Annotated in this window: 20 protein-coding genes; 10 read left to right on the top strand and 10 right to left on the bottom strand. The window is 73.6% G+C overall.

Features of this window, described 5'->3' with window-relative positions; translation table 11 throughout:
- Window positions 1-252 precede the first annotated feature (252 nt).
- Window positions 253-822, top strand: coding sequence for a DUF4232 domain-containing protein (locus ABZY44_RS04405; protein WP_356650071.1), 570 nt, complete (start codon window positions 253-255; stop codon window positions 820-822).
- Window positions 823-954: 132 nt separating this feature from the next.
- On the opposite strand, the gene ABZY44_RS04400 is transcribed toward ABZY44_RS04405, so the two are convergent.
- Together ABZY44_RS04400 and ABZY44_RS04395 are read right to left on the bottom strand one after the other, a co-directional pair.
- A complete protein-coding gene (locus tag ABZY44_RS04400; protein WP_356650070.1) occupies window positions 955-1,767 on the bottom strand; it encodes a crotonase/enoyl-CoA hydratase family protein in 813 nt (270 codons plus the stop codon).
- A gap of 168 nt (window positions 1,768-1,935) precedes the next feature.
- Window positions 1,936-2,919 carry an aldo/keto reductase gene (locus ABZY44_RS04395; RefSeq protein WP_356650069.1) on the bottom strand — a complete coding sequence of 328 codons (984 nt, stop codon included), beginning with the start codon at window positions 2,917-2,919 and terminating at the stop codon, window positions 1,936-1,938.
- A gap of 124 nt (window positions 2,920-3,043) precedes the next feature.
- Between ABZY44_RS04395 and ABZY44_RS04390 the strand changes: the two genes are divergently transcribed.
- Window positions 3,044-3,622 carry a TetR family transcriptional regulator gene (locus ABZY44_RS04390; RefSeq protein WP_356650068.1) on the top strand — a complete coding sequence of 193 codons (579 nt, stop codon included), beginning with the start codon at window positions 3,044-3,046 and terminating at the stop codon, window positions 3,620-3,622.
- A gap of 39 nt (window positions 3,623-3,661) precedes the next feature.
- Here ABZY44_RS04390 and ABZY44_RS04385 read toward each other — a convergent pair whose 3' ends face one another.
- Window positions 3,662-4,069, bottom strand: a complete 408-nt coding sequence (locus ABZY44_RS04385; RefSeq protein ID WP_356650067.1) for a DUF3224 domain-containing protein — start codon at window positions 4,067-4,069, stop codon at window positions 3,662-3,664.
- Between the two features lie 211 nt (window positions 4,070-4,280).
- Here ABZY44_RS04385 and ABZY44_RS04380 point away from each other — a divergent pair, with 211 nt between their 5' ends.
- The 5 genes from ABZY44_RS04380 (at window position 4,281) to ABZY44_RS04360 (ending at window position 8,881) form a co-directional block, all read left to right on the top strand.
- Complete coding sequence (locus ABZY44_RS04380; RefSeq protein ID WP_356650078.1) at window positions 4,281-4,862, top strand: (2Fe-2S)-binding protein; 582 nt, start codon at window positions 4,281-4,283, stop codon at window positions 4,860-4,862.
- Window positions 4,859-5,884, top strand: a complete 1,026-nt coding sequence (locus tag ABZY44_RS04375) for a xanthine dehydrogenase family protein subunit M (protein ID WP_356650066.1) — start codon at window positions 4,859-4,861, stop codon at window positions 5,882-5,884. The genes ABZY44_RS04380 and ABZY44_RS04375 overlap by 4 nt, the downstream gene beginning before the upstream one ends.
- Window positions 5,885-5,939: 55 nt before the next feature.
- A complete protein-coding gene (locus ABZY44_RS04370) occupies window positions 5,940-8,060 on the top strand; it encodes a xanthine dehydrogenase family protein molybdopterin-binding subunit (protein ID WP_356650065.1) in 2,121 nt (706 codons plus the stop codon).
- 41 nt (window positions 8,061-8,101) lie between these two features.
- Complete coding sequence (locus ABZY44_RS04365; protein WP_356650064.1) at window positions 8,102-8,488, top strand: VOC family protein; 387 nt, start codon at window positions 8,102-8,104, stop codon at window positions 8,486-8,488.
- 147 nt (window positions 8,489-8,635) lie between these two features.
- Window positions 8,636-8,881 carry a DUF6296 family protein gene (locus ABZY44_RS04360; protein WP_356650063.1) on the top strand — a complete coding sequence of 82 codons (246 nt, stop codon included), beginning with the start codon at window positions 8,636-8,638 and terminating at the stop codon, window positions 8,879-8,881.
- A 49-nt stretch (window positions 8,882-8,930) separates the two neighbouring features.
- On the opposite strand, the gene ABZY44_RS04355 is transcribed toward ABZY44_RS04360, so the two are convergent.
- The 6 genes from ABZY44_RS04355 to ligA form a co-directional block, all read right to left on the bottom strand.
- A complete protein-coding gene (locus tag ABZY44_RS04355; protein ID WP_356650062.1) occupies window positions 8,931-9,053 on the bottom strand; it encodes a hypothetical protein in 123 nt (40 codons plus the stop codon).
- 183 nt (window positions 9,054-9,236) lie between these two features.
- Window positions 9,237-10,109 (bottom strand): AraC family transcriptional regulator, encoded by an 873-nt coding sequence (locus tag ABZY44_RS04350; protein ID WP_356650061.1) that lies wholly within the window; start codon window positions 10,107-10,109, stop codon window positions 9,237-9,239.
- Window positions 10,110-10,284: 175 nt separating this feature from the next.
- On the bottom strand, window positions 10,285-11,784 hold the full coding sequence (locus tag ABZY44_RS04345; protein WP_356650060.1) for a UDP-N-acetylmuramoyl-L-alanyl-D-glutamate--2,6-diaminopimelate ligase: 1,500 nt from the start codon (window positions 11,782-11,784) through the stop codon (window positions 10,285-10,287).
- Between the two features lie 247 nt (window positions 11,785-12,031).
- A complete protein-coding gene (locus ABZY44_RS04340) occupies window positions 12,032-12,184 on the bottom strand; it encodes a hypothetical protein (protein ID WP_356650059.1) in 153 nt (50 codons plus the stop codon).
- 200 nt (window positions 12,185-12,384) lie between these two features.
- A complete protein-coding gene (locus ABZY44_RS04335; protein ID WP_356650058.1) occupies window positions 12,385-13,251 on the bottom strand; it encodes a DMT family transporter in 867 nt (288 codons plus the stop codon).
- A 133-nt stretch (window positions 13,252-13,384) separates the two neighbouring features.
- A complete protein-coding gene (ligA, locus tag ABZY44_RS04330; protein ID WP_356650057.1) occupies window positions 13,385-15,454 on the bottom strand; it encodes an NAD-dependent DNA ligase LigA in 2,070 nt (689 codons plus the stop codon).
- Window positions 15,455-15,652: 198 nt separating this feature from the next.
- Between ligA and ABZY44_RS04325 the strand changes: the two genes are divergently transcribed.
- Window positions 15,653-17,164: a hypothetical protein gene (locus ABZY44_RS04325; protein WP_356650056.1), complete on the top strand. Its 1,512-nt coding sequence runs from the start codon at window positions 15,653-15,655 to the stop codon at window positions 17,162-17,164.
- Window positions 17,165-17,446: 282 nt separating this feature from the next.
- Here ABZY44_RS04325 and ABZY44_RS04320 read toward each other — a convergent pair whose 3' ends face one another.
- On the bottom strand, window positions 17,447-18,598 hold the full coding sequence (locus ABZY44_RS04320) for a serine hydrolase domain-containing protein (protein WP_356650055.1): 1,152 nt from the start codon (window positions 18,596-18,598) through the stop codon (window positions 17,447-17,449).
- 432 nt (window positions 18,599-19,030) lie between these two features.
- Here ABZY44_RS04320 and ABZY44_RS04315 point away from each other — a divergent pair, with 432 nt between their 5' ends.
- A complete protein-coding gene (locus ABZY44_RS04315; RefSeq protein ID WP_356650054.1) occupies window positions 19,031-20,782 on the top strand; it encodes a cellulose synthase catalytic subunit in 1,752 nt (583 codons plus the stop codon).
- A gap of 14 nt (window positions 20,783-20,796) precedes the next feature.
- The coding region (locus tag ABZY44_RS04310) for an SGNH hydrolase domain-containing protein (protein WP_356650053.1) at window positions 20,797-23,220 on the top strand (2,424 nt) is incomplete at its 3' end.

Here is a 23,220-nt window from a genome sequence, read left to right as displayed (position 1 = left end):
CCGCATCACCAGTAAGCCCCGCCGCCCCCGACCCGGTCACGTTCCGGAAACTCGGGACTTGACACACCCGTAAACCCCACGTAAAAGGCCCCCCGTATTCAGACCGGGCGGCCGAAACCGCCAGGTCAGCGCGGTACGCATGCTGTCGGCCCAGGGTGGTGCCACGCTGAGGGGGAGGCGCCGACGGGGGCGGGGAGCGCGGTAGTGAGCGGCCGGGGGGCGCGGGCGTCCGACCCACCGTGAGGAGACCCCATGAAGCGCACGAAGCGGGACGGCACGGCGAGGCGGTGTCTGAGGGCCCGCTCCCTCGGGCTCCCGGCGGGGGCCCTGGCCTGTGGCCTCTTCCTGGGCGCGGCTCCGGCTGCCTCCGCACAGGAGACCGGCGGGCTACGGGCGGCCGCCGCGCCTTGCGCGGGCAGGCAGCTCATCGCGAACAGCGCGGAGCGGACAGGCTTCGACCAGGTCCGGATCACCGTGATCAACGACGGCCCGAAGGCGTGCGTCCTGAAGGGATACCCCACGGTCGCGCTCGCCGGGCAGGGCTCCCCGGACCACAACAAGCCCCTGGTCGTCATCCGGCAGGGCCCCGCGCGCGCCGTGCGCCTGGAGGTCGGCGACCGGGCTTCGACCCAGCTCACCTTCACCCCGGTGCTCGGCGAAGCCGACGGGTACTGCGCCTCCGGCGCCCAGCCGAGCGCCGCACCCTCGATCGTGCTGGGCGTGGGAGGCGGCGGGCTCCAGCTGGCGCCCGACGACGGCGGTCGGTTCGCGCTCTGCGGCACGAGCTTGCACGCCACGGCCTTCCGCGGCAGCGCGTCCTGACCGGGCGGAATCCCGGGATCGGCCGCGCCCCGTACGGCGGACGGCGCGGCTGCCCGGCTCGCCGCGAGAGGCCGGAGGGTTCGCGGGAGGCCGGTGGGCTGACGCGGCCGGAACCTCGCGCAGGTGTGCGGCTCAGCCGGTGAAGGCGCCGTGACGGCCGGCGCCGCCCGCGAACCGCTCGGCTCCGGCGCGGGTCTCCCCCGCGGTGAGCGGGACGAGACCGTGCCGGTACTCGGCGGCCAGGGCCTCCCGCTCGTCCAGCCCGTGCTGTTCCCTCACCGAGAGCCGGTCGTGCCGCAGACACAACTGCGGGAACCCGGCGATCTCGTGCGCGAGCCGCTCCGCCGCCCGGCGGGCTTCCCCGGGCGGGACGAGGCGGTTGACGAGGCCGATCCCGTACGCCTCGGCGGCGGTGACGGGCCGCCCCGTGAGGATGAGGTCCATCGCGCGGCTCTCACCGATCAGGCGCGGCAGCCGCACCGTACCGCCGTCGATCAGCGGGACGCCCCAGCGACGGCAGAACACCCCGAACGTCGCGTCCTCCTCGGCCACCCGCATGTCGCACCACAGGGCCAGTTCGAGGCCGCCCGCCACCGCGTGGCCGCTGATCGCGGCGATCACCGGTTTGGTCAGGCGCAGCCGGGTGGGGCCCATGGGGCCGTCGCCCTCGGCCGCCACCCGGTTGCCCCGGTCGCCGCCGACGGCCTTGAGGTCCGCGCCCGCGCAGAACGTACCGCCCTCGCCCCACAACACGGCGACGGAGGCGTCCTCGTCCTCCTCGAAGGCACGGAAGGCGTCCGCCAGTTGGGCTGCCGTCGGGCCGTCCACCGCGTTGCGGACACCCGGGCGGCTGAGGATCACCGTACGGACGGGTCCCTCGCGTTCGATCCGGACGGCGGGCGGGTCGACGGGCGCCGCCCCCGGCGTTTGCGAGGTCGTGGCCACAGCGCGGCTCCAGGGGTCCGGGTCCGGTGGTGCTGTCGGACGCGAGGGCGGTACGGACGACCACTCTGCATCACGCGCGCCGCTGTCGGGGGCGGCTCCGGAAATCTCCGGAAGGGTTCCCGGCGAGGGATCCTCGGCGAAGGACCCTCGGCGGAGGGCCCGGCCGCGTCAGCCGTTCAGCGAGGTCATGAGCTCGGGCGCGTACCGGTCCCCCGAGACCACGCCGTGCGGGGCGACGGCGTCGAGGGAGGCCAGGTCGGCGTCGGTGAGCGTGAGCGTGGTCGCGGCGACGTTCTCCTCCAGGTAGCGGCGGCGCTTGGTCCCGGGGATCGGCACGGCTCCCATGCGCAGCGTCCAGGCGAGCGCCAGCTGCGAGGGGGTGACCCCCTTCTCGGCGGCGAGGTGGCGGACCCGGTCGACGACGGCCAGGTTGCGGTCGAAGTTCTCGCCCTGGAAACGGGGGTCCGTCCGGCGGAAGTCGTCGGCGGCGAAGTCGTCCGGGCTGGTCACGGCTCCGGAGAGGAAGCCGCGGCCGAGCGGGGAGTAGGCGACGAGGCCGATCCCGAGCTCGCGCAGGGTGTCCATGACTCCGTCGTGCTCGATCCCGCGCTCGAAGAGGCTGTACTCGGTCTGCACGGCGGCCAGCGGGTGGACGGCGTGGGCGCGGGCGATGGTGGGCGCGGCGGCCTCGCAGATGCCGAGGTGACCGACCTTGCCGGAGGCGACCAGCTCGGCCATGGCGCCGATGCTCTCCTCGATCGGCACGTCCGGGTCGACGCGGTGGAGGTAGTACAGGTCGATGTGGTCGGTGCCCAGGTGGCGCAGGGACCGGTCGGCGGCGCGGCGGATGTACTCGGGGCTGGCGTTGTGGCCCAGGGGGGCGCCTTCGTCGGTGAACTCGATGCCGGTCTTCGTGGCGACGACGGCGGCGTCGCGGCGACCGGCGAGGGCCTTGCCGAGGAGCTGCTCGTTGCGGAAGGGTCCGTAGCCTTCCGCGGTGTCGAGCAGGGTCACGCCGAGCTCGAGGGCGCGGTCGATGGTGGCGAGCGATTCGGTCTCGTCGGTGGCTCCGTAGTGGGCACTCATGCCCATCAGGCCGAGGCCCTCGGCGCCGACCCGCAGTCCTTGGCCGCCCAGTGCGCGGATCTCCATGATGCCCTCCGTGGGGTGAGGTGGTGAGTCAGTTCGTCGTAAGTAACTAACTGGATAGTTCGAGTCTGCGGCACGCCTGCGGGAGATGTCAATAACTAGATAGTTACTTGCTAGGCTGCCCGTCATGGCACGGGATTCCAGCGCAACGAAGGCACGGCTCCTCGACGCCGCCTTCTCCGAGTTCGCCGCGTACGGCATCGCCGGCGCGCGGGTCGACCGCATCGCGGAGGCCGCCCGGGCGAACAAACGGCTCATCTACGTCTACTACGGCAACAAGGAGCAGCTCTTCGACGCCGTGCTGCAGCGCGCCCTGGAGACGGGATCGGAGTCGGTCCCCTTCGACGCGGAGGACCTGCCCGGATACACGGCGGCGATCTTCGACCACCTGGTGGCGCGACCGGATCTGATGCGGATCGTGCAGTGGAAGCAGCTGGAGCGGCCCGCCACCACCGACGCCGAGGCCGAGTCCTACCGCGGCAAGATCGACGCGGTGCGGCGGGCCCAGGCGGCGGGTCTGATCGATCCCGGACTCGATCCGGCGGACCTGCTCACCCTGGTGATGGGCCTGGCCCAGGCGTGGACGGGAACCGTCGGCGGCGTGGCCCCGGGCGGCCCGGAGGCGGCCTGGCCCGCGGAGCGGGTGGCACGCCACCGCGAGACGGTGGTCGAGTCCGTCCGCCGCCTGATCCGGCCGGGGCCGTAGGTTCCGTCCGGCGGCCGCTCCGCCCGTGACCCCCGCGGGCTACTCGCCCGGCTCGTAGTCGAACCAGATCCGGTGGGTGCCGTCCGCGTCGACCGTGAGGCCGCCGGCGCCCGTGATCCCGGCCAGCGCACCCGTTCCGCTGCCCGGCACGATGGTGAAGAACTCCCGCTCCCTTCCCCCGCCCAGGGTCGTCGCGCCGTGCGCGAAGTTGAAGGCGCCCGCCCGCCCGTGGAGCGTCCCCTCGAAGGACTCCATCGCGACATACGTCCCCACGCCGGTGGACTGGTCGAAAGCGGCGGTGAACAAGGTGGCCGAACGCCCCGCGACCTCCCCCTCGTACGTCTTGTCCATCGTGGCGACGCCGACGGGGAGCGCCGTCCCGATCTCGGTGCCCCGCACCGGCGCCGGCGTGAAACCGGCGACTTCGAACGTTCCTGAGGCTCGCATCCCCGGATCGTACGGCGCGCCACTGACACCGCCGCCGGACGCTCCGCCCGCCTCTCCGCCGGACGGCACCCGCGGGGCCGGCGCACCCGCTTGCCGCACCCCAGGTGTGAGATCCGCTCCGACCGGTTATCCGAAGGGAGGGACCTCCACACTCCAGGACAAAGGGGAAGCCGTGCCGCATCCAAGCCGGGAGACCAGATCCCGCGTCGCTCTGCACGTGAACGGCCGGCCGCACGAGCGCGACGTGGACCACCGCGTCACGCTCCTGGACCTGCTGCGGGAGCACCTCGGCCTGACCGGCGCCAAGAAGGGCTGCGACCACGGCCAGTGCGGCGCCTGCACCGTCCTCGTCGACGGGCGACGCGTCAACAGCTGCCTGCTGCTCGCCGTCGCCCAGGACGGCACCCGGGTCACCACCGTCGAAGGGCTGGCGGGCGCGGCCGGGGGAGCGCACCCCCTGCAGGAGGCCTTCGTGCACCGGGACGCCCTCCAGTGCGGTTACTGCACACCGGGCCAGCTCTGCTCCGCCGCCGGCCTGCTCGCCGAGGCCGCCGCCGACCCGGAGACCGCGGACCTCAGCCGCACCGGTATCGCCGAGGCGATGAGCGGCAACCTGTGCCGGTGCGGCGCCTACCCCCGCATCGTGGACGCCGTCCAGGACGTCGCGTCGGCCTCTCGGGACGCGGCCCCGGACTCGGCGCCGGACGCGGGCTCCGTCGCGGCTCCGGCCACCGCCCCCGCCTCGGACGCCGCGCCGGCCGCGGCTCCCGCTGCCGGGCAGGCGAGCGCGTGAAGCCGTTCGCGTACGTACGCGCCACCAGCCTCCCGGAGGCCGTCGCCGCACACGGCGCGCGGCCCGGCTCCCGTTACCTCGGCGGCGGCACCAACCTGGTGGACCTCATGAAGCTCGGGGTCGAGACCCCCGACACCCTCGTCGACCTCACCGGGCTGCCCCTCGCCTCCGTCGAGGAGACCGCGGCCGGGGGCCTGCGCATCGGATCCGGGGTCCGCAACAGCGACCTCGCGCTCCACCCCCTCGTCCGCGCGCGCTATCCCGCCCTGTCCCAGGCGCTCCTGGCCGGCGCCTCGGCCCAGCTGCGCAATGCCGCCACCACCGGCGGCAACCTCCTCCAGCGCACCCGCTGCCCCTACTTCCAGGACGCGGCGAAGCCCTGCAACAAGCGGGAGCCCGGCACCGGCTGCGGCGCACGCGACGGGGTCCACCGCGACCACGCGGTCCTCGGGCACTCCGCGCACTGCATCGCCACCCATCCGTCCGACATGGCCGTGGCCCTCGCCGTGCTCGACGCGGCCGTGGAGCTCCAGGGACCGAGCGGCGCCCGCACGCTGCCGGTGACCGCGTTCCACCGCCTGCCGGGCGACCAGCCCGAACGGGACACCGTGGTGGAGCCCGGCGAGATCGTCACCGCCGTCACACTCCCGCCGGAGTCCGCCGGGCTCCCCTCGCGCTACCGCAAGGCCCGCGACCGCGCCTCGTACGCCTTCGCGCTCGCCTCCGTCGCCGCCGTCCTCGACATCGCCGAGGGCCGCGTACGCCACGTCGCGCTCGCCTTCGGCGGGCTCGCCCACCGGCCCTGGCGCGCCACCACCGCCGAGGAGCGGCTGCTGGGCTCCGCGCCCACGGAGAGCGCCGTACGCGCGGCCGTGGAGGCCGAGCTCGCCCGGGCGGAGCCGCTGCGCGACAACGCCTTCAAGGTGCCCCTCGCCCGCAATCTCGCCTGCGACGTGCTGAACTCCCTGGCGGCGCAGGACCCGGCCGCCGACACCCCCGACACCCACGGCCCCCGCTCCTGAGCGGCCCGCCACCTCACCCTCCGCCCACCCCCGTCCCGGATCGCGAGGACCCGCCATGGATTCCAGCCCCGCCGCCCCGGCGCCCGCCCTCGGCCGCCCCGCCACCCGCCGCGAGGGACCGGACAAGGCCGCCGGCAGGGCGCTCTACGCGGCCGAGCACGCCCCGGCGGGGCGGGTGTACGGATGGCCGGTGCCCGCCACCGTGGCCCGCGGGCGCGTCACCGCCGTCGACACCGGCGACGCGCTCGCGCTGCCCGGCGTCCTCGCCGTCCTCACCCCCTCCGACGCGCCCCGGCTCGGCCCCGCCGACGACCCCACCCTCCTCGTGCTCCAGGACGCCGAAGTGCCCCACCGCGGCTGGTACGTGGCCCTGGTCGTGGCCGAGACCCTGGAGACCGCCCGGGAGGCCGCCGCGGCCGTCCGCGTCACCTACGACAGCGAGCCCCACGACTCCGTCCTGCACGCGGGCCATCCGGCCGCCTACACCCCCGAGCTGGCCAACGGCGGCTATCCGGCCCACCGCGAACAGGGCGACGCGGCCGCCGCGTTCGCCGGGGCGCCGGTCCGGGTGGACTGCGCGTACGCCGTGCCGCCGCTGCACAACCACCCCATGGAACCGCACGCCGCCACCGCCCTCTGGGAGCCCGGCGGCGACGCCGGTCCCGGCACCCTCACCGTGTACGACTCCAGCCAGGGGTCCGGCCTCGTACGCTCCACCCTGGCCTCCCTCTTCGCGCTGCCCGAGGACGGCGTGACGGTGGTGTCCGAGCACGTCGGCGGCGCCTTCGGCTGCAAGGGCACCCCCCGCCAGCACGTGGTCCTCGCCGTGATGGCCGCACGGCACACCGGCCGGCCCGTCACCGTCGCCCTGCCCCGGCGCCATCTCGCGGCCGTCGTCGGCCACCGCGCGCCCACCCTGCACCGGGTGCGCCTGGGCGCCCGTACCGACGGCACGCTCACCGCGATGGCCCACGAGGTCACCACCCACACCTCCCGCGTCCGCGAGTTCGTCGAACAGGCCGCCGTCCCCGCCCGCGTCATGTACGCCGCGCCCGCCCTCCTCACCACCCACCGTGTCGTCCCCCTCGACGTGCCCACGCCGTCCTGGATGCGGGCCCCCGGTGAGTGCCCGGGCATGTACGCCCTGGAATCGGCCATGGACGAGCTGGCCTGCGCCCTCGGCATCGACCCCGTCGAGCTGCGCGTGCGCAACGAGCCCGGCGCCGAGCCCGACAGCGGCCGCCCGTTCAGCAGCCGCCACCTGGTGGACTGCCTGCGCGAGGGCGCCACCCGGTTCGGCTGGGCCGCGCAGCGCACACCCCGCCGGGAGGGCCCGCTGCTGATCGGCACCGGGGTCGCCGCCGCCACGTACCCGGTGTACGCCGGCCCCTCCTCGGCGCGGGCGCACGCCCTCCCCGACGGCACCTACCTCGTACAGACCAATGCCACCGACCTCGGTACCGGCGCCCGCACCGTACTGGCGCAGATCGCCGCCGACGCGCTGCGGGTCCCCCTGGACCGCGTGGCGGTGGAGATCGGGCACTCGTCGCTGCCGCAGGGCTCGGTGGCCGGAGGCTCCTCGGGCACCGCCTCCTGGGGCTGGGCGGTCCACGACGCCTGCACGAGCCTCGTCGGGCTCCTCGAGCGCCGCACGGGACCGATCCCGCGGGCCGGGGTGTCCGTCCCGGCCGATACGACGGCCTCCGCCAAGCAGAAGTCCCCGTACGCGCGGCACGCGTTCGGCGCGCACTTCGCGCAGGTGCAGGCCGACACCGTCACCGGCGAGGTCCGGGTCCGGCGCCTCCTCGGCGTCTTCGCCGCGGGCCGCATCCTCAACCCGGTGACCGCCCGTTCCCAGCTCGTCGGGGGCATGGTCATGGGACTGGGCATGGCCCTCACCGAACACAGCACCATGGACCCCGCCTTCGGGGACTTCACCGAGAACGACCTCGCCTCGTACCACGTCCCCGCTCACGCCGATGTGCCGGACATCGAGGTGCACTGGCTGGACGAGCACGACAAGCACCTCAACCCGATGGGAAGCAAGGGCATCGGCGAGATCGGCATCGTCGGTACGGCGGCTGCCATCGGCAATGCCTTCCACCATGCGACCGGCCGCCGGATCCGCGAACTGCCCCTCACCCCGGACCGCGTCCTGGCGGCCCTCGACGCCTGATCCGGATGGTCGCCGGGCCCCGGGTGGGGGAAGGTAGGGCCATGACGCACGTACTGGGCAGCCGGATCCTGCTCCGCCCCACCGATCCCGAGCGCTCGCGCGCCTTCTACGGAGAGGTTCTGGGTCTCGCCGTCTACCGGGAGTTCGGGACGGGCCCCGAGCGCGGCACCGTCTACTTCCTCGGCGGTGGCTTCCTCGAGGTGTCCGGACGCTCCGAGGCGCCGCCCGCTCCCGGACTGCGGCTGTGGCTCCAGGTCGCCGACGTGCAGGCCGCCCACGAGGAACTGCGCGACCGGGGCGCGGAGGTGCTGCGGCCTCCGCTGCGCGAGCCCTGGGGCCTGATCGAGATGTGGATCGCGGACCCGGACGGCGTGCACATCGCCGTGGTGGAGGTGCCGGCCGACCACCCGCTGCGCTTCCGCCCCTGAGCCGGGCCGGGCCAGCCCGGCCGCCCGGAACGTTCACCCGTCGGGGCGCCGGTACCGCGTGGTGCGTCCCGGCGACGGGACTCATGGGGCACTTTGGTACGCGGCGCGCCGCGGGCGGGCCGCGCGACTGGGAGGTGGAGGTACACCGTGGGCGATGACCGGGAGGACCGGTACGAGCTGGTGTTCGACAGGACGGAGTCCGATCCCGAGGGCACGGACGTCGTCGTCGTCACGCGGACCCCGCAGACGGGTCCGGGCGGCCATCCGGTCTACGTGGACGAGACCGGGATCATCCGTGCCGAGATCAGCGACCAGGGCGAGCTCCGAATGCTGCCCTCGGGGGGCCAGCAGGACCTGACCCACCCCGTGCGTGCGCGCCGCCCCGCGTCCTGACCCGCCCCGGCGCGCGCGGGTCCTGACCCGCCCAGGGCCGCGGGGGACGTCAGCGGCCGTTCGCGTCACCGCCCCCGCGACGCCTGCGGTTGCGCCGGCCGAAGGCCCCCGCGAGACCGATCAGTCCGCCTGTGATCGCTCCGCCTACGAGGATGCGCAGCAGTTCTTCCATCGAACACTCCCCTCCGGGTCAGGTCCGGGTCAGGTCTGCCGTCGCCCGGTCCGCCCCGGCCGGTCGAAGATCTCTCTTCTCGCGGCCGGGGCGTCCCCCCGTGCTCGGGTGCCTGATCGACTCCGAGCCGCGACACTATCGACGCGCGGCAGGGCCTGGCTTGGACAAATTTGACCTCGGCCCTCAGAGGGCGAGGGCTCCCTCCGCCACGCGGGCGGCGGCCATCTGGCCGGGGGTGGTCCCGCCCAGGGCCCGGAACTCGCGGTTGAGGTGCGCCTGGTCGTAGAACCCGCAGGCGGCGGCCACGTCGGTGGGATGCGCACCGTCGCGGGTGAGCAGTCTGACGGCCCGGTGGAAGCGCAGCACCCGGGCGGAGGCCTTGGGCGTCAGACCGACCTGTTCGGTGAACCTGCGGACCAGGTGTCCCTGGCTCCAGCCCACTTCGGCCGCGATCCGGCCGACCGGGATCGCCCCGCCCGCGCGCGACAGCAGGTTCCAGGCGTGACTCACCTCGGGCGCGGGGAGCGGACCGCGCTCCAGGCGGGCGGCCAACGCGAGGTCCAGCAGGTCGAACCTGGCTCCCCAGTCGCTGGTGGTTTCCAGCCGCTCCACCAGCACTCCGGCCTCCGGTCCGAGGACGTCGCCGAGTTCGACCACCCTGTTGGTCAGCTCGCTCATCGGTACGGCGAACAGCCGGAAGGCACCCAGCGGGGTCAACTCGAGCCGGATCGCCTCCTGGCCGCCGGGGTGGTCACACACCCGGTACCCGTCCTCCAGCCCCGCAGCCAGCGATCCGGTCACCGTGCTGTCCGGGCCCCGGTCCCCCAGGCGGCGGATCCGGGCGAACGGCTCGCCCAGGCTGATCACCACGACGGCCCGGCCCGTGGGTACCAGCCGCACCCGGTAGGGCGAGGCCGCCGCCTCCCAGTAGCCGGCGTAGCTGTGCACGAAGGGGCGCAGCCGCGCGGGCCACGGCCGCGTCACCCGCCACCGGTCACCCAACCGGGTCGCCTCGACCCCCTGACCGGCCACCCCCGCGCTGGCGACCACCGGCATACCCCTCTCCCTCTCGCTCTCCCTCCCGTGGCGGCGGGGTCCCCGCCCCGGTCACCCGGGAAGTCGGTGCACCTCGACCCCGCTACGCCTCTCCGCCGGGTTCAGCATCCCAGAGTGGCCCGGGGCGCGGGGCAGATCACGCCCCGCTCGGGTCAGCCGTCCCGCGACTCCGTCTTCAGGAAGAAGCCGGCCGGGCGACGAGGTCGCGTACGGTCGCCATGTCGCTGAACGGGAGCAGTTCCTCACCCACGATCTGGTGCGGCTCGCTGCCCTTGCCGGCGATCAGGACGACGTCCTCGGGCCGGGCCTCGGCCAGCGCGATCTCGATGGCGCGCCGTCGGTCGGCGCAGCGCTCGTACGGCGTTCCGGTGGCCTCGATGGCGGGGGCGATCTGGTCCAGGATCGCCTCGGGGTCCTCGGTGCGGGGGTTGTCCGAGGTCAGGACGCACAGGTCCGAGTGGGTGCCGGCGATCCGGCCCATTTCGGCGCGCTTGGTGGTGTCCCGGTCGCCGCCGCAGCCGAAGACGGTGATGACGCGGCCGCGGGTGAAGCCGCGGATGGCGGTGAGGACCTTGTCGAGGGAGTCGGGCGAGTGCGCGTAGTCCACGATCACCGCCGTGCCGCCGGGGGTCACGAAGCGCTCGAAGCGGCCCGGTACGAGCGGCATCTTCGCGAGCGCGGAGACCAGTCCGTCCAGGTCGTGCCCCAGGACCCGGCAGGCCGCCACGGCCGCCAGCGCGTTGGACACCGAGAACCGGCCCGGGACCGGGATCGACGCGGGGTAGTCCCTGCCCGCGTGGTGCAGTGTGAAGCGCGTGCCCGAGGCGTCGGCGACGAGGCCGGTGGCCCGGAAGTCGGCCTGTGCGTCGAGGCCGTAGGTCGTCACCGCACCCGGCATCATCGTCCGGATCCCGGCCCCCACTGCGTCGTCCACGTTGACCACGGCGTGCCGGCACAGCCCCTGGAACAGCCGCAGTTTGGCGTCCGTGTAGCTGGCCATCGTGCCGTGGTCGTCCAGGTGGTCCTGGGTCAGGTTGGTGAAGACGCCGACGTCGACGAACGTCCTGTCCATGCGGTACGTCTGCAGGGCCATCGAGGTGGCCTCCAGCACCACGCTGCCGGTGCCCCGGTCCCGCATGCGGCCCAGGAGGTACTGCAGGTCGGGCGACTCCGGTGTGGTCAGCGCCGAGGGCGGCATCGGGATCATCTCGTCGCCGATCCGGCTGCCCGCCGTTCCGATCACGCCCACCGAGGCGCCCTCGGAGATCCTCAGCAGGGACTCGACCATGGAGGAGATGGAGGTCTTCCCGTTGGTCCCGGTGATGGCCACCATGTCCATGTGGCGGCCCGGTTCGCCGAAGTAGCGGGAGGAGACGACCGCAGCGGCCTTGCGGGTGTCGGACACCCGAACGAGGCACACCTCGGGCACCAGCTCCCGCCCTGGGGGCGCGGCGGCGGCTCCCTCCGCGTCGACGAGTACCGCGGCGGCCCCGCGGGCGAGCGCCGCACCGATGGAGGCGGGGCCGCCTCCGCGGTGGCCCGGTACCGCGATGAAGAGCGAGCCCGGCACCACCCGGTCGACGTCGAAGGTGGTTCCCGCGGTGATCCCCGTGGATTCGGCGTCGCCCTGGATGACGTAGTGCTCATGGCCGGTCAGCAAACCGCTCAGTTTCACGGTGGTCCCTTCGAAGGCGGCTACGGCCCTGCGTGCGGCCCTCGCCTGGTAGCGGCGCCGACGGAACGTCGGGACCGCGGTGGTGGTGCGTGGGGGGGCCTCGCCCCCAGCGGCGACGGCGCCGGGCTCGGTGATCGGTCGGGCACGGCGATGGGACCGGGCCGGGCCGTCGGAGCGGGTGGCAGTCGCGAGAGGTGGTGCGGGAAGGTGGTGTGGGGGGCCGGGCCCTGGGCGCGGCGGGGAATCGCTAGCCGTGGCCGTGCAGGACGCCGCGGCCGACCGTGGGGGCCTGGCCGTCGGCGGCGGTCCGGGGGCTGACGCCCGTCCGGGCCGCGCAGGCCGCGCGCGTTGCAGGGGCGGCCTGCGGCAGGCACTCCCCCGTGGCGCGTGTGCGGTTCATGGGCCGAGTGTACGTGCGCTCGCGGGACCCGTACGCCGCGTCGCGGGCTCCGCGGCGGGCGTCCCCGCGGGCTCGTGGGCCTGGGCGACGCCGGCAACGTGGCCCGGGCAGGCCCGAGCGGTCGTGTCCTTGAAAGCGGCGCTCTGGCCGGCCACGGAGGGCGGCGCCTCCGTGGCCGATGCCGATGCCGATGCCGTATCTCACGGTGCGTCGGCCCCGGCCGCCGCGCCTGCCCTGGCCAGGGCGAGTACGCCGGCGTAGATCAGGGACAGTCCCAGCAGCTGTGGCAGCACCCACCAGTGGGTCCGGAGGTGTTCCTCGTACAGCAGCACGCCCAGCGCGACGCTCACGCCCGCGTCGCCGAGGGTCAGCGCGGGCTGCGAGGCGACCAGCGGGCCGCCCTGCATGGCGTGTTCCAGGAAGAGGAGGGCGCCGATGCCGCTCGCGGCGAAGGCGTAGGTCTCCCACGTGCTCAGGAAGGCACCGATGCCGTCCTCGTCGAGTACGTGCACGGCCGACTTCATCAGGGCGGCGGTCAGCGCGTAGCAGACGGCGGTGGCCGCGCCGAGACAGCCGGCCCGCATCCGGCCGGGCCGGCGTCGCAGTCCGATGACGCCCAGCACGGCCACCGCCGCCGCGCAGGCCGCCGACGCCAGGACCCACCGGTCCACCGGAACGTACGTCCGGTTCCCCGCCGGCGACGCGGCCACCAGCACGACGCCGAGCCCGGCCACCACTCCCCCGACGGCGAGCCACACCGGCCCCGGCAGCCGGCTCCGCCCCACCAGCGAGGCGATCAGGAGCGCGAGCGGCAGCTCGAGGACGAACAGGGGCTGTACGAGGGCCAGCGCGCCCGTGGCCAGCGCCACGGCCTGCCCGACGCCGGCCGCGATCACCGCCAGGATCCCGCCCAGCCACAGCGGCCGCCGCACCAGGTCGAGGACCAGTCCGAAGCGGAAGCCGTCGCTCTGCGGCACGGTGAGAGCGACGCGCCGCTGGAGGACGGTCGCGAGGGCGTTGCTGAGCGCCGCGAACAGCGCGAAGAGGACCGGCACGAGGAAGCCCACATCCCGATCCTCATCGCCCCCGCCGCCCCTCCCGGCCACGACACCGGCCCCGGCGTCCCCCGGGCGCCACCCGTTCCCCCGTCCGGCCTCACGGGCAAGCTCCCCGGTGGTCGGCGGGCGGCGCTCGCAGCGGTCAGCCCAGGTACTCGGTGACGAGTTCGGCGAAGGCCTCCGGGGTGAGCACCGTGACGCCCAGCTCCGTGGCCTTGACGGCCTTGGAGCTCGGCTTCCCGCTCGCGGACGGCGCGCAGACCAGGTACGTGGTCTTGGAGTTGACGCTGCTGCCCGGCGTGCCGCCGGCCTTCTCGATCAGCGCGTTCATCTCCGAGCGCCCCGCGCTCGCCAGCGGGCCGCTCATCTTGCCGGTGACGACGACGGTCTTGCCCGCCAGCGGGCCCCCGCCCCCCGTTTCCGGCTGCTGCGGCTCCTCCATGTTGACCCCGGCCGCGATCAGCTTGTCGATGACCGGGGCGAGGGAGACGAGCTGTTCGACGATGACCGGCGCCTTCTCCCCGCCGATGCCGTCGACCTCCTGCATCGCGGCGGCATCGGCCTGGCGGACGGCCTCCATCGTGCCGAAGTGGGCGGCGATGCGCCGGGACATGCTGCGCCCGGTGCCGAGCACGCCCAACGCGCAGAACACGCGGCTGAGCGGGCGGGACTTGGCCGCGGCGATCTGTTCGGCCAGCTTCGCTCCGCGCTTGGTGCTCCCGGAGGCGGTGGTGAGCTGCTCCTCGGTGAGGGTGAACAGGTCGGCGACATCGGTGACGTCACCCGACTCGATGAGGGCCTTGACGTACGTCCTGCCGAGGCCGTCGATGTCGAGCATGTCGCGACCGGCGGCGTACTCGATCAGCGCGGGCAGCGCGCACGCCGATCCCTTCGCGCACCGCCACCGCTCCTGGCTCTTGTCGATCTCTCCACCGCAGTGGGGGCAGGCCGTGGGCAGCGGTACCTCGGGCGCGCCCTCCGGGCGGCGGCCGATGACGGCGGCCTGGACACGGGGGATGATGTCGCCCGCCTTGTACACCGTCACGGTGTCCCCGAGGTGGAGGTCGCGGCGGCGTATGTCCGCGGGGTTGTGGAGGGTGGCCCGGGTGACCGTGGATCCGTCGATGTCCACCGGTTCGAGGATCGCCGTCGGGGCGAGCACGCCGGTACGGCCCACGTCCCAGACCACGTCCTTCAGCACGGTCTGCCGCTCCACGGCCGGGAGCTTGAAGGCGATCGCCCAGTACGGGAACCTGCTTCCGAACCCGGCCGCCGCCTGCTCGGCCGCGTCGTCGGCCTTGATCACGACCCCGTCGATGCCGAACGGGAGACCGGCGCGCAGCGCGGCGATCTCGTCGACCTTCTGCTGCGCCTCGGCGAGGGTGGCCACCACGTGCAGACCGGCGGGCGTATCGGCCGTGGTCCGCACTCCCGCCCGGGCGACGGCGGCCAGGGCCTGCGCGTGCGTCGCGCCGGGGGGCGCGAGGACGACGTCGTCGAGCTCGACCACCCCGTACGCCCAGAAGGTCATCTCGAGCCGGTACGGACGGTCCTTCGCCCGCAGGGTGCCGGCGGTGCCGTTGCGCGGGTTCGCGAAGACCTGCGCGCCGTGCGCGGTACGCGTCTCGTTCGCGGTCTCGAACTGCTGCTGGGTGAAGAGGACTTCGCCGCGCACCTCGAAGGTGGCGGGTACGGGCAGTTGCGCGGGCAGGCCGTCGATGGTGCCGATGACGTGGCTGACGTCCTCGCCGTGCGTGCCGTCGCCGCGGGTGATGATCTGCTCGAGCCGTCCGGCGCGGTACCGGGCGGCGACGGCGGCGCCGTCCATCTTCGGCTCGACGGTGAACCCGCCCGCGGGCTCGTGGCCCAGGCGGCGCGTGAGCGACGCTCCCCAGGCGAGAAGGCCGTCGGGATCGAAGACGTTGTCGAGGCTGAGCAGCCGGGTCGTGTGCGCCACGTCGCCCACGGGGGCGGCTCCGTCCCCGACCAGGCCGGTCGGGGAACCCTGGGCGACCTCGTCCGGATGCTCCGCCTCCCAGGCGAGCACGGCCAGGCGCAGGCCGTCGTAGGCGGCGTCGTCGAGCAGTCCGTCCTCGCCGCCGTAGTACGCCCGGGACGCCTCGCGCAGCTGCTGGAGGGCGGCGGTGTAGTCGGCGTGGCTGGACAGACCGGGCAGGCTGAACGGCGCCTCATCGGCGGTAAGGATCGTCATGGGGATGATCCTCTCCCAGGGCACTGACAACGCCCGGCGGCGCCGGCACCGGCATTCCTCGCCTGGGGGAAGGGGACGCGGCAGTCGTCCGGCGGCCGGGGTAGCGGGCGGCGGCACGGAGCGGGGGCGTCCGGAAGTCTTGTCCCACCCGTGATCCGATTTTCGAACACACGTCCCGTCAGGCCTTCTAATCTGATCATGTTCAAATTGGAGGGGGATCCAGAAGTGAAGATCAAGCGCATCGCCGCCGTCGCGGCCGCGGCCGTTGTCGGCCCGGTCCTGCTGACCACGCCCGCGATGGCCGAGGAGCACGAGCAGTCGGCCGTGACCGTGCCGGACGCCGAGCCGAAGGACGACACGGCGCCGGCCGCCGTACCGACGACGGAGGCGGAGAAGCCCGCCACCACCGGCACTCCGGCCGAGTCGCCGGCCGGCGGGCCCCTGGTGGCACCGCCGGCCGTCCCGCAGCCGCCGGCCGCCCACACGCCCGCACCCCCGGCCGTCCGGGCCCCGGCGAAGGACGCCGCGGACACCCCGGCCGAGGACCCCGACGAGGAGCCGTCCACCGGAATCCTCATGGGCCCCGACGTCAGTGTGCGGGGGATCCCGCAGACCGGTTTCAAGGCCGACGGCAACTGGACGGCGCTGACCGTACAGGTCGACAACTCCGGCCACGTCGCCGTTCCGAACTACACCCCCGAGATCTCCGTCATGCAGTGGGACGGCAAGATCAAGGCCTCGCAGGTCAAGGTCGAGCACCGGGTCACCGCCGGGGACGGATCCGTCTCCTGGCAGCCGGCGAAGCCGGTCCACGGCCCGCAGTACGGCCCCGGGCTCGTCTACCGGCTCGGCACGACCGCATCCTTGGCCGTCGACGCCGTCCACACCGTCGACGTGCGCATCAGCTTCGCCGCGGACACCCCGGTCGTCCCCTTCGACCTCACCTCCGACGGCACGAGCCGCACCGACGGCAAGATCAACGCCTCACCCACGACCTGGTACAACACCAGCATCACCGGCGCGACCCCCCACAACGACCAGCCCGTCGTCACCGAAGGCCCCGAGCTCACCATCGGCGGCCTGCCCGACGGCCTCGCGGTGGGCGGGGCCTGGCAGGACCTCACCGTCCACGTCGACAACACCGGCAAGCCGGCCCTGAACGACTTCCACCTGTACTTCAGCCTCGCCCGGCCCGACTGGGTCTCGATGGAAGGCGAGCAGCTGGAGGTCGAGGTCTACGGCAAGAACGGCTGGGAGCGCGCGGAACTCGGCTACAACGACGGCTTCTACGTCGTCAACCACCTCGCCGGCGGCCCCATCCCCGCGGGCAAGGTCTTCGACGTCAAGCTGCGCATCCGGTTCACCGCCGACGCCCCGCTCGGCTACGCGCAGTTCCGGGCCTCCGGTACGGTCCTCGAGATCGGCTCGAACATCGGGAGCGTCAGCCGCCCCGTCCTGGTGAAGATCCTGGCCGCCGCCCCGGACGCGAACACCGGCAACCGGCCCGGCCCGAACGGCGGCACCACCACGCCGATCAGCGACACGGGCAGCACCGGCCACACCGGCACCCTCACCGAGGCCGGCGGCGAGCTCGCCGCCACCGGCGCCGACGCGGCCACCAGTTGGGCGCTCGGAGGCGCCGGTCTGGCACTGGCCATGGGTGCGGCCCTGGTGGCCGGCACCGGCCGCCGTCGCCGTACGACGGCCTGAGCGGCCACGCGCAGCACGTGAAGGGGCCTGCGGGAACGTACCCCCCGCAGGCCCGTCCGCCCCGGGCACCGGTCCCTCGGTGCGTCGTGGTCTTTGGTGCGTCGTCGTGGTCTTTGGTGCGTCGTGGTGGGCCGTCCGTTGAAGGCTCACGGCCTCGGTCTCCCTCCGCACGGATACGGAACCACGACGCATGGGACGGCTTTCCTCTTTGCCGCGCCGCAAAACCTGTGGACGCCTCCTCCGAGGCCGGCACGGTGGCGCCGGCCTCGGAGTGCGGCACGGTCAGCTCTTGTCGCAGAGCGCTTCGACCAGCGTGACGCTCCGGTTGACGCCGCCGCCGCTGCCGCTGCCCGCCATGGCGTCGAGGTCGTTCACGCCGAGGTTGTTGACCTCGACGAAGGCCGCCCGGCCGTCCTTGGTGGCCGCCGCGATGGTCTGGTAACCGGGCCAGATGCCGTAGTGCCCCCAGGCCTCACCACCGCAGGGGAGGGTGAACTTGTCCAGGCCGAGGCCGTAGTCCGGGGCGCTGCTGCCCGGGGCGTTGGTGGGGGTGATCATCTCGGCCAGTTGTGCGGGCGGCACCACCTGGCCGGACATGAGGGCTTGGAAGAACCGGGTGGCATCGGCTCCGCTGGTGACCAGTCCGCCGCCGGAGAGGCCGATGCTCGGCTCGACCCGGTCCGTCACGTCGATCCAGATGAGGCCGAGGTCGAGGTTCCCGCGCACGTGACCCGGGGGCAGGGTCGGGTCGCCCGGCGCCGGAAGGTAGGTGTTGGTCAGGCCGAGCGGGGTGACGATGCGGGAGTTGACCTCCTGGCCGTAGGGGTTGCCGGTGACCTTCTCGATGATCATGCCGAGCAGCATGTAGTTCGTTCCGGAGTAGTGGTAGCCCGCGCCCGGGGCGAAGTACGGCGGCTTCGCGAGGCCCCAGGAGGCCAACTCGGCCAGCGTGTGGGTCCTGTTCTGCTGGACCACCATGAAGTCCCACAGGTTGGCCTGCTTCGCCTCGAGGTAGTCGTAGATCCCGCTGGTGTGGTTGAGCAGCTGACGGACGCTGACGGCGTTCCCGTCGTAGCCGTTGCCCCGCACGACGCCCGGCAGGTACGTCTCGACGGAGGCGTTCAGGTCGACCTTCTGCTCGGCGACCAGCTGCATGACGACGGCGGCGGTGAACGTCTTGGTCAGGCTGCCGACCTTCACCTTGTGGTCGGGGCCGAAGGGCAGGTTCTGGTTGATCGCCCGAGTGCCGCTGGACACGCTCCACATGGCGTCGCCGTCGCGGACCACGGCTCCCGAACCGGGCGCACCGTGGCTGGTCTTGAGGGTGTCGATCGCGGCCTGGGTCGCCGCGTGCGATGCCGCTGGTGCGGGTTCGACGGCGGTGGCCGCCGGCACGGCGGTCGCGCCCGTCGCCACGGCAAGGCCCACTGCCACCAGCGCCGACCTGATTCCCGACTGTGTACTCACAACGCTCCCCGTTTCACTGATGGTTACGCACCGGCTACAGCGCGGGGCTGCGGCCCGGCCGGACTATAGGGCACGGCGGTGGAAATACCCATGCGTGATCGGTGCGCCCGGAGATCTTCGGCCACCGCGCGCCGGGAGGGCCGGCACGGGGGCGGGCGGCGCGCCGCGCAGCCGGGCCGCACAAGTCTTTCCGGTCTGTTCACCCGCGCGTGACCTGCGCCTTCCCGGCAGGCAGAGGGAGTGCGGGTCGAATGGACAGCCGAGAGGTCTGGACCACTTCAGGCGCGCCAACTCCATTTTGGATGACACCTGTTGATCGTCCCGCAACAAATGGTCTATACCTTTGGCGCTAAGGTGGCCACCTGACACGGGCACACAAAAACAGCCGTGGGGGGCTTTATGACCTTTCATCATCTTCCGCAACCTCCTTCCGACGACGAGCTCTACTGGTACTTCGGCCCGCAACGACGCTGGGTCCTCGTCAGCACCTCGCTCGCCTTCGTTTTCACCGCGGCGACCATGTTCACCTTCGCGCTGCGCACCCCTGCCCTGTGGGCCTTCCTCGCCGTCCTGGCGCTCAACGTCGTCGCCCTCGCCCTCTCCTCGGTGAACAGCCTGCGCCAGCGCCGACTGACCCGGCCCTCGCACGAAGTACTCGTCCACGCCTGGCAACCCGCCCGACTGCCCAGCGTGGACCTGTACTTGCCGACCTGCGGCGAACCGCTCCCCGTCCTGGCCAACGCCTACCGCGCCGTCGCGGCCGTCGACTGGCCCGGCGCCCTGACCACATGGGTCCTGGACGACGCCGACCGGCCCGAAGTCGCCGCGCTGGCGGCCTCGTACGGCTACGAGTACGTGGTGCGCCCGGACCGGGGCCACCTGAAGAAGGCCGGCAACCTCAACCACGCGCTGACCCTGAGCGGCGCCGAGTTCATCGCCATCCTCGACGCCGACTTCGCACCCCGGGCGGACTTCCTGCGTCACCTCGTCCCCTATCTGGCCGACCCCGCCGTGGGCATCGTCCAGAGCCCGCAGTGCTTCGACACCGACGAGACCATGGGCTGGATCCAGCGGGCGGCGGGCTCCGCCCAGGAGTGGTTCTTCCGCTGGATCCAGCCGTCCCGGGACGCGAGCGACGCCGCCATCTGCTGCGGCAGCAACGCCGTCTACCGGCGCAGCGCCATCGACCTGGCGGGCGGCTTCGCCCGCCTCGACCACAGCGAGGACCTGTACACCGGACTCGCCCTCCACGCCCAGGGGTTCCGCACCCTGTACGTACCCGTGCTGGTCGCCAAGGGCACCTCCCCCGACGCGGTCACCTCCTTCGTCAACCAGCAGTACCGGTGGGCGATGGGCAACCTCCACCTGCTCGGCACCCCCGTACTGCGACGCATGGGCGCGCCCTGGCGGATGAGGCTGTGCTTCTACGAGGGCATCGTCGGATACCTGGCCGCCGCCGTGAACACCTTCGCGGCGCCGCTGCCGCCGCTGGTGATGATGTTCTGGTATCCCGACGACATCCGGCCCTGGCACGTCCTCCCGCTGCTCGCCCCCCTGTGGCTGTGGCACGTGCTGCTGCCCCGCATCAGCAGGACCCGCTGGCGGATCGAGGTGATCCGGGCGAACGTCCTGACGAGCGTCGCCGCCGCCACGGCCTTCCTGCACACCCTGCGGGGCCGCAGCGCCGACTGGGTACCCACCGGTACCCGCAGCTCCGCCCCCCGGGGCGGGATGGCCCGCCGGGTGGTGGGCGGGTCGCTGCTGTGGCTCGTCCTCTCCAACGGGGCCGCCGCCGCGGGTCTCGCGCTGGCCGTCGCCCGCAACGGATGGGAACCCAACTGGGGCCTGCTCCTCTACTTCCTGGTGCAGTGCCAGATCAACGGCCCGCTGATCCGCGATCTGATCACCGAGCTGCGCCCGGCGACGACCCCCCGTCCCGTCGCCGCGGGCCACGCCACCGCGGCCGGCGCTCTCCCGGCACCGGCCGCCCCCGCCCGCCCGGGCACCACCCGCGTACGGACCTTCGCGCGCCCCCGCACCGGCCTGCTGCCCCGCCGCTGGCCGGAGACCCTGGCCGCCTCGGCGGTCCTCCTGCTCACCGGCCTGCTCGCATCCGGGTGGGTCGACCCGATGCTCCCCTGGCTGAGTTGAAAGGCTTCACCGCTATGCCGTACCCCATGGCACCCGGCCCGCGCCGGCACCGAGGGCGCACCGAACCCCCGCCTCCCGGCCCCCCGACGGCCCCGTCGCGCTCCGGCGGCGAGTCCGGACCCAGCCCCCACCGCTCCGCCTTCCGTCCCGACATCGAGGGACTGCGCGCCGTCGCCGTCCTCGCCGTCCTCGCCTTCCACGCCGAGATCCCCGGACTCGCGGGCGGCTTCGTCGGCGTGGACGTCTTCTTCGTCGTCTCCGGCTACCTCATCAGCGGCCTCCTCGTCCGGGAGGCGGTCACCACCGGGCGGATCCGGCTGCTGGACTTCTTCTCCCGACGCGCGCGAAGGCTCCTGCCGTCCGCCGCCGTCGTGCTCGGCGCGGTGGCCGTGGCCGGAGCCTGGCTGACCGTTCCCCTGCGCCGCGCGGACCTCGAGCACGACGTCGTCGCGGCCGCGCTCTCCGCCGCCAACTGGCGTTTCGTCGCCCGGCAGACCGACTACCTCGCGGCCGGCCACGACCAGAGCCCGCTCCTGCACTTCTGGTCCCTCGCCGTGGAGGAGCAGTTCTACCTGCTCTGGGCACCCCTGCTGGCCCTGATCGTGCTGGGTGCGGCCCGAACGGTACGCCGCGGCCGCGCGGTCCGCTCCGCCGTGGCCCTGGCCGCCCTGCCGCTGGTCCTCGCGTCGTTCGCGCTGTCCCTGCGCTGGACCGAGCACTCGGCCTCGCTGGCCTACCTCGCGACGCCCTCGCGCGTCTGGCAGTTGGGCGTGGGCGCCCTGCTCGCCCTGCTGCCCTGGCACCTCGTGCGCGGCCCCCGGCCCCTGCGGCTGCTGTGCGGCTGGGCCGGGGCATCGGCGATCGTCTGGTGCGTGGTGACGTACGACGCCTCCACCCCGTACCCCGGTGTCGCGGCGCTCGTGCCGACCCTGGCCACCGCGGCCGTCATCCTCGCCGCGATACCCGGCCGGGGCGAGCACGGCGCGACGGGCACCTACGGGGTCGGCCGGCTACTGGCGGGCCGGGCGCCGCGGGCGGTGGGACGCCTCTCCTACAACCTCTACCTGTGGCACTGGCCGGTGCTCGTCCTCGCCGAGGCCCGCTACGGCCCCCAGGGCTGGCCGGTGAAGGCCGCGCTCACCCTGGCCGCCGCACTGCCCGCCTACGCCACCATGCGCTGGGTCGAGCAGCCGCTGCGCCGCAGCCGCACCGTCTCCGAACTCCCGCGCCGCGGCCTGTCGGTGGGTGTCACCGCCGTCGTGCTGCCCCTCGTACTGGCGCTCGTGGTCGGCACGACGACACTGAACCTGCTGGGTCCGGACACGCCGGTCGAGCCGGGCGGCCTGCCCCCGGGCGCCGCCTCAGGCCCGCACCTGCTCGACCGGACCGCCGCGGCACCGCTCGAGGACGGCCCGGTGGTACCCGGCCCCGCCCAGGCCCGCAAGGACTTCCCGCCCGACGGGGCCTGCGAGGTCGAACCGGCCGTGACGCGCAGCCCGGACTGCCTGTTCGGCGCGGTGGACAGCCCCGACCGGATCGTCCTGCTCGGCGACTCGCACGCCGGCCAGTGGTTCTCCGCGGTGCTCGCCATGGCCGCACAACGGGGCTGGGCGCTGCAGGAGTTCGTGAAACAGGGCTGCCCGCTGCCCCAACTGGCCGTGGACAGCCCACAGCTCGGCCGCGCGTACCGGGAGTGCGACACGTGGCGGGCCGACACCCTGGACCGGCTGCGGCAGCAGCCGAGGCCGCGCCTCATCGTGATCTCCTCGCTCAACCGCTACACCGCGGACACCGAACTCCTGTCGGAGGCCTGGGAGAAGACGCTCGAACCGCTGCGGGCGACCGGCGCGCCGATCGTCTACGTCGAGGACACCCCCGTGCCCGGCACGGACGTCCCGGCGTGCGTCTCCGGCAGCCCCGAGGCGCCGGACGCCTGCGCGTTCAGCCGTGCGAGCGCCCGGCAGCCCGATCCGCTGGCGCGACGGATCGCCTCCGGCGCACTGCCCGGCGTACTCGGCGTTAGCGTGAATCCGGTCCTGTGCCCCGGGGACGGCCCGACCTGCCCGGCCGTGCTGGACCGCATCCTGCTCTACCGGGACGACGCCCACCTGACCAATGTCGCGGCCGTCGTCCTGACGCCCCGGCTCGAGCGCCTGTTCACGGAAGCCGGGGCGCTGCCTGCTCCGTCCTCGTCCACGACGCCGGGGGCGCCGGGCGCGCCGGGGGCGGCGGATGGAGCAGGGTGGACCCGGCTGCTGCGGGACGACTTCGACGGACCCGCAGGCACTCGCCCGTCCGAGGCCAACTGGCAGCACGACATCGGAACGTGCTATCCGGGCTGCCCCGCGCCCCAGTGGGGCACCGGGGAGGTCGAGAGCATGACCGACTCGACCGACAACGTCCGCCTCGACGGCCGGGGCGTGCTGGAGATCGTGCCC

The sequence above is a fragment of the Streptomyces sp. NPDC006544 genome, from assembly GCF_040611715.1.
GTDB lineage: Bacteria > Actinomycetota > Actinomycetes > Streptomycetales > Streptomycetaceae > Streptomyces.
Note: the sequence above shows the minus strand (reverse complement) of the source record. Positions and strands in the feature narration are given on the sequence as shown.

Coding starts and splice junctions, on each gene's coding strand:
- ABZY44_RS04350 (WP_356650061.1), bottom strand. CDS start 10,109: ATGCCGGTGGTCGCCAGCGCGGGGGTGGCCGGTCAGGGGGTCGAGGCG.
- ABZY44_RS04390 (WP_356650068.1), top strand. CDS start 3,044: ATGGCACGGGATTCCAGCGCAACGAAGGCACGGCTCCTCGACGCCGCC.
- ABZY44_RS04405 (WP_356650071.1), top strand. CDS start 253: ATGAAGCGCACGAAGCGGGACGGCACGGCGAGGCGGTGTCTGAGGGCC.
- ABZY44_RS04370 (WP_356650065.1), top strand. CDS start 5,940: ATGGATTCCAGCCCCGCCGCCCCGGCGCCCGCCCTCGGCCGCCCCGCC.
- ABZY44_RS04365 (WP_356650064.1), top strand. CDS start 8,102: ATGACGCACGTACTGGGCAGCCGGATCCTGCTCCGCCCCACCGATCCC.
- ABZY44_RS04385 (WP_356650067.1), bottom strand. CDS start 4,069: ATGCGAGCCTCAGGAACGTTCGAAGTCGCCGGTTTCACGCCGGCGCCG.
- ABZY44_RS04340 (WP_356650059.1), bottom strand. CDS start 12,184: ATGAACCGCACACGCGCCACGGGGGAGTGCCTGCCGCAGGCCGCCCCT.
- ligA (WP_356650057.1), bottom strand. CDS start 15,454: ATGACGATCCTTACCGCCGATGAGGCGCCGTTCAGCCTGCCCGGTCTG.
- ABZY44_RS04315 (WP_356650054.1), top strand. CDS start 19,031: ATGACCTTTCATCATCTTCCGCAACCTCCTTCCGACGACGAGCTCTAC.
- ABZY44_RS04325 (WP_356650056.1), top strand. CDS start 15,653: ATGTTCAAATTGGAGGGGGATCCAGAAGTGAAGATCAAGCGCATCGCC.
- ABZY44_RS04355 (WP_356650062.1), bottom strand. CDS start 9,053: ATGGAAGAACTGCTGCGCATCCTCGTAGGCGGAGCGATCACAGGCGGA.
- ABZY44_RS04395 (WP_356650069.1), bottom strand. CDS start 2,919: ATGGAGATCCGCGCACTGGGCGGCCAAGGACTGCGGGTCGGCGCCGAG.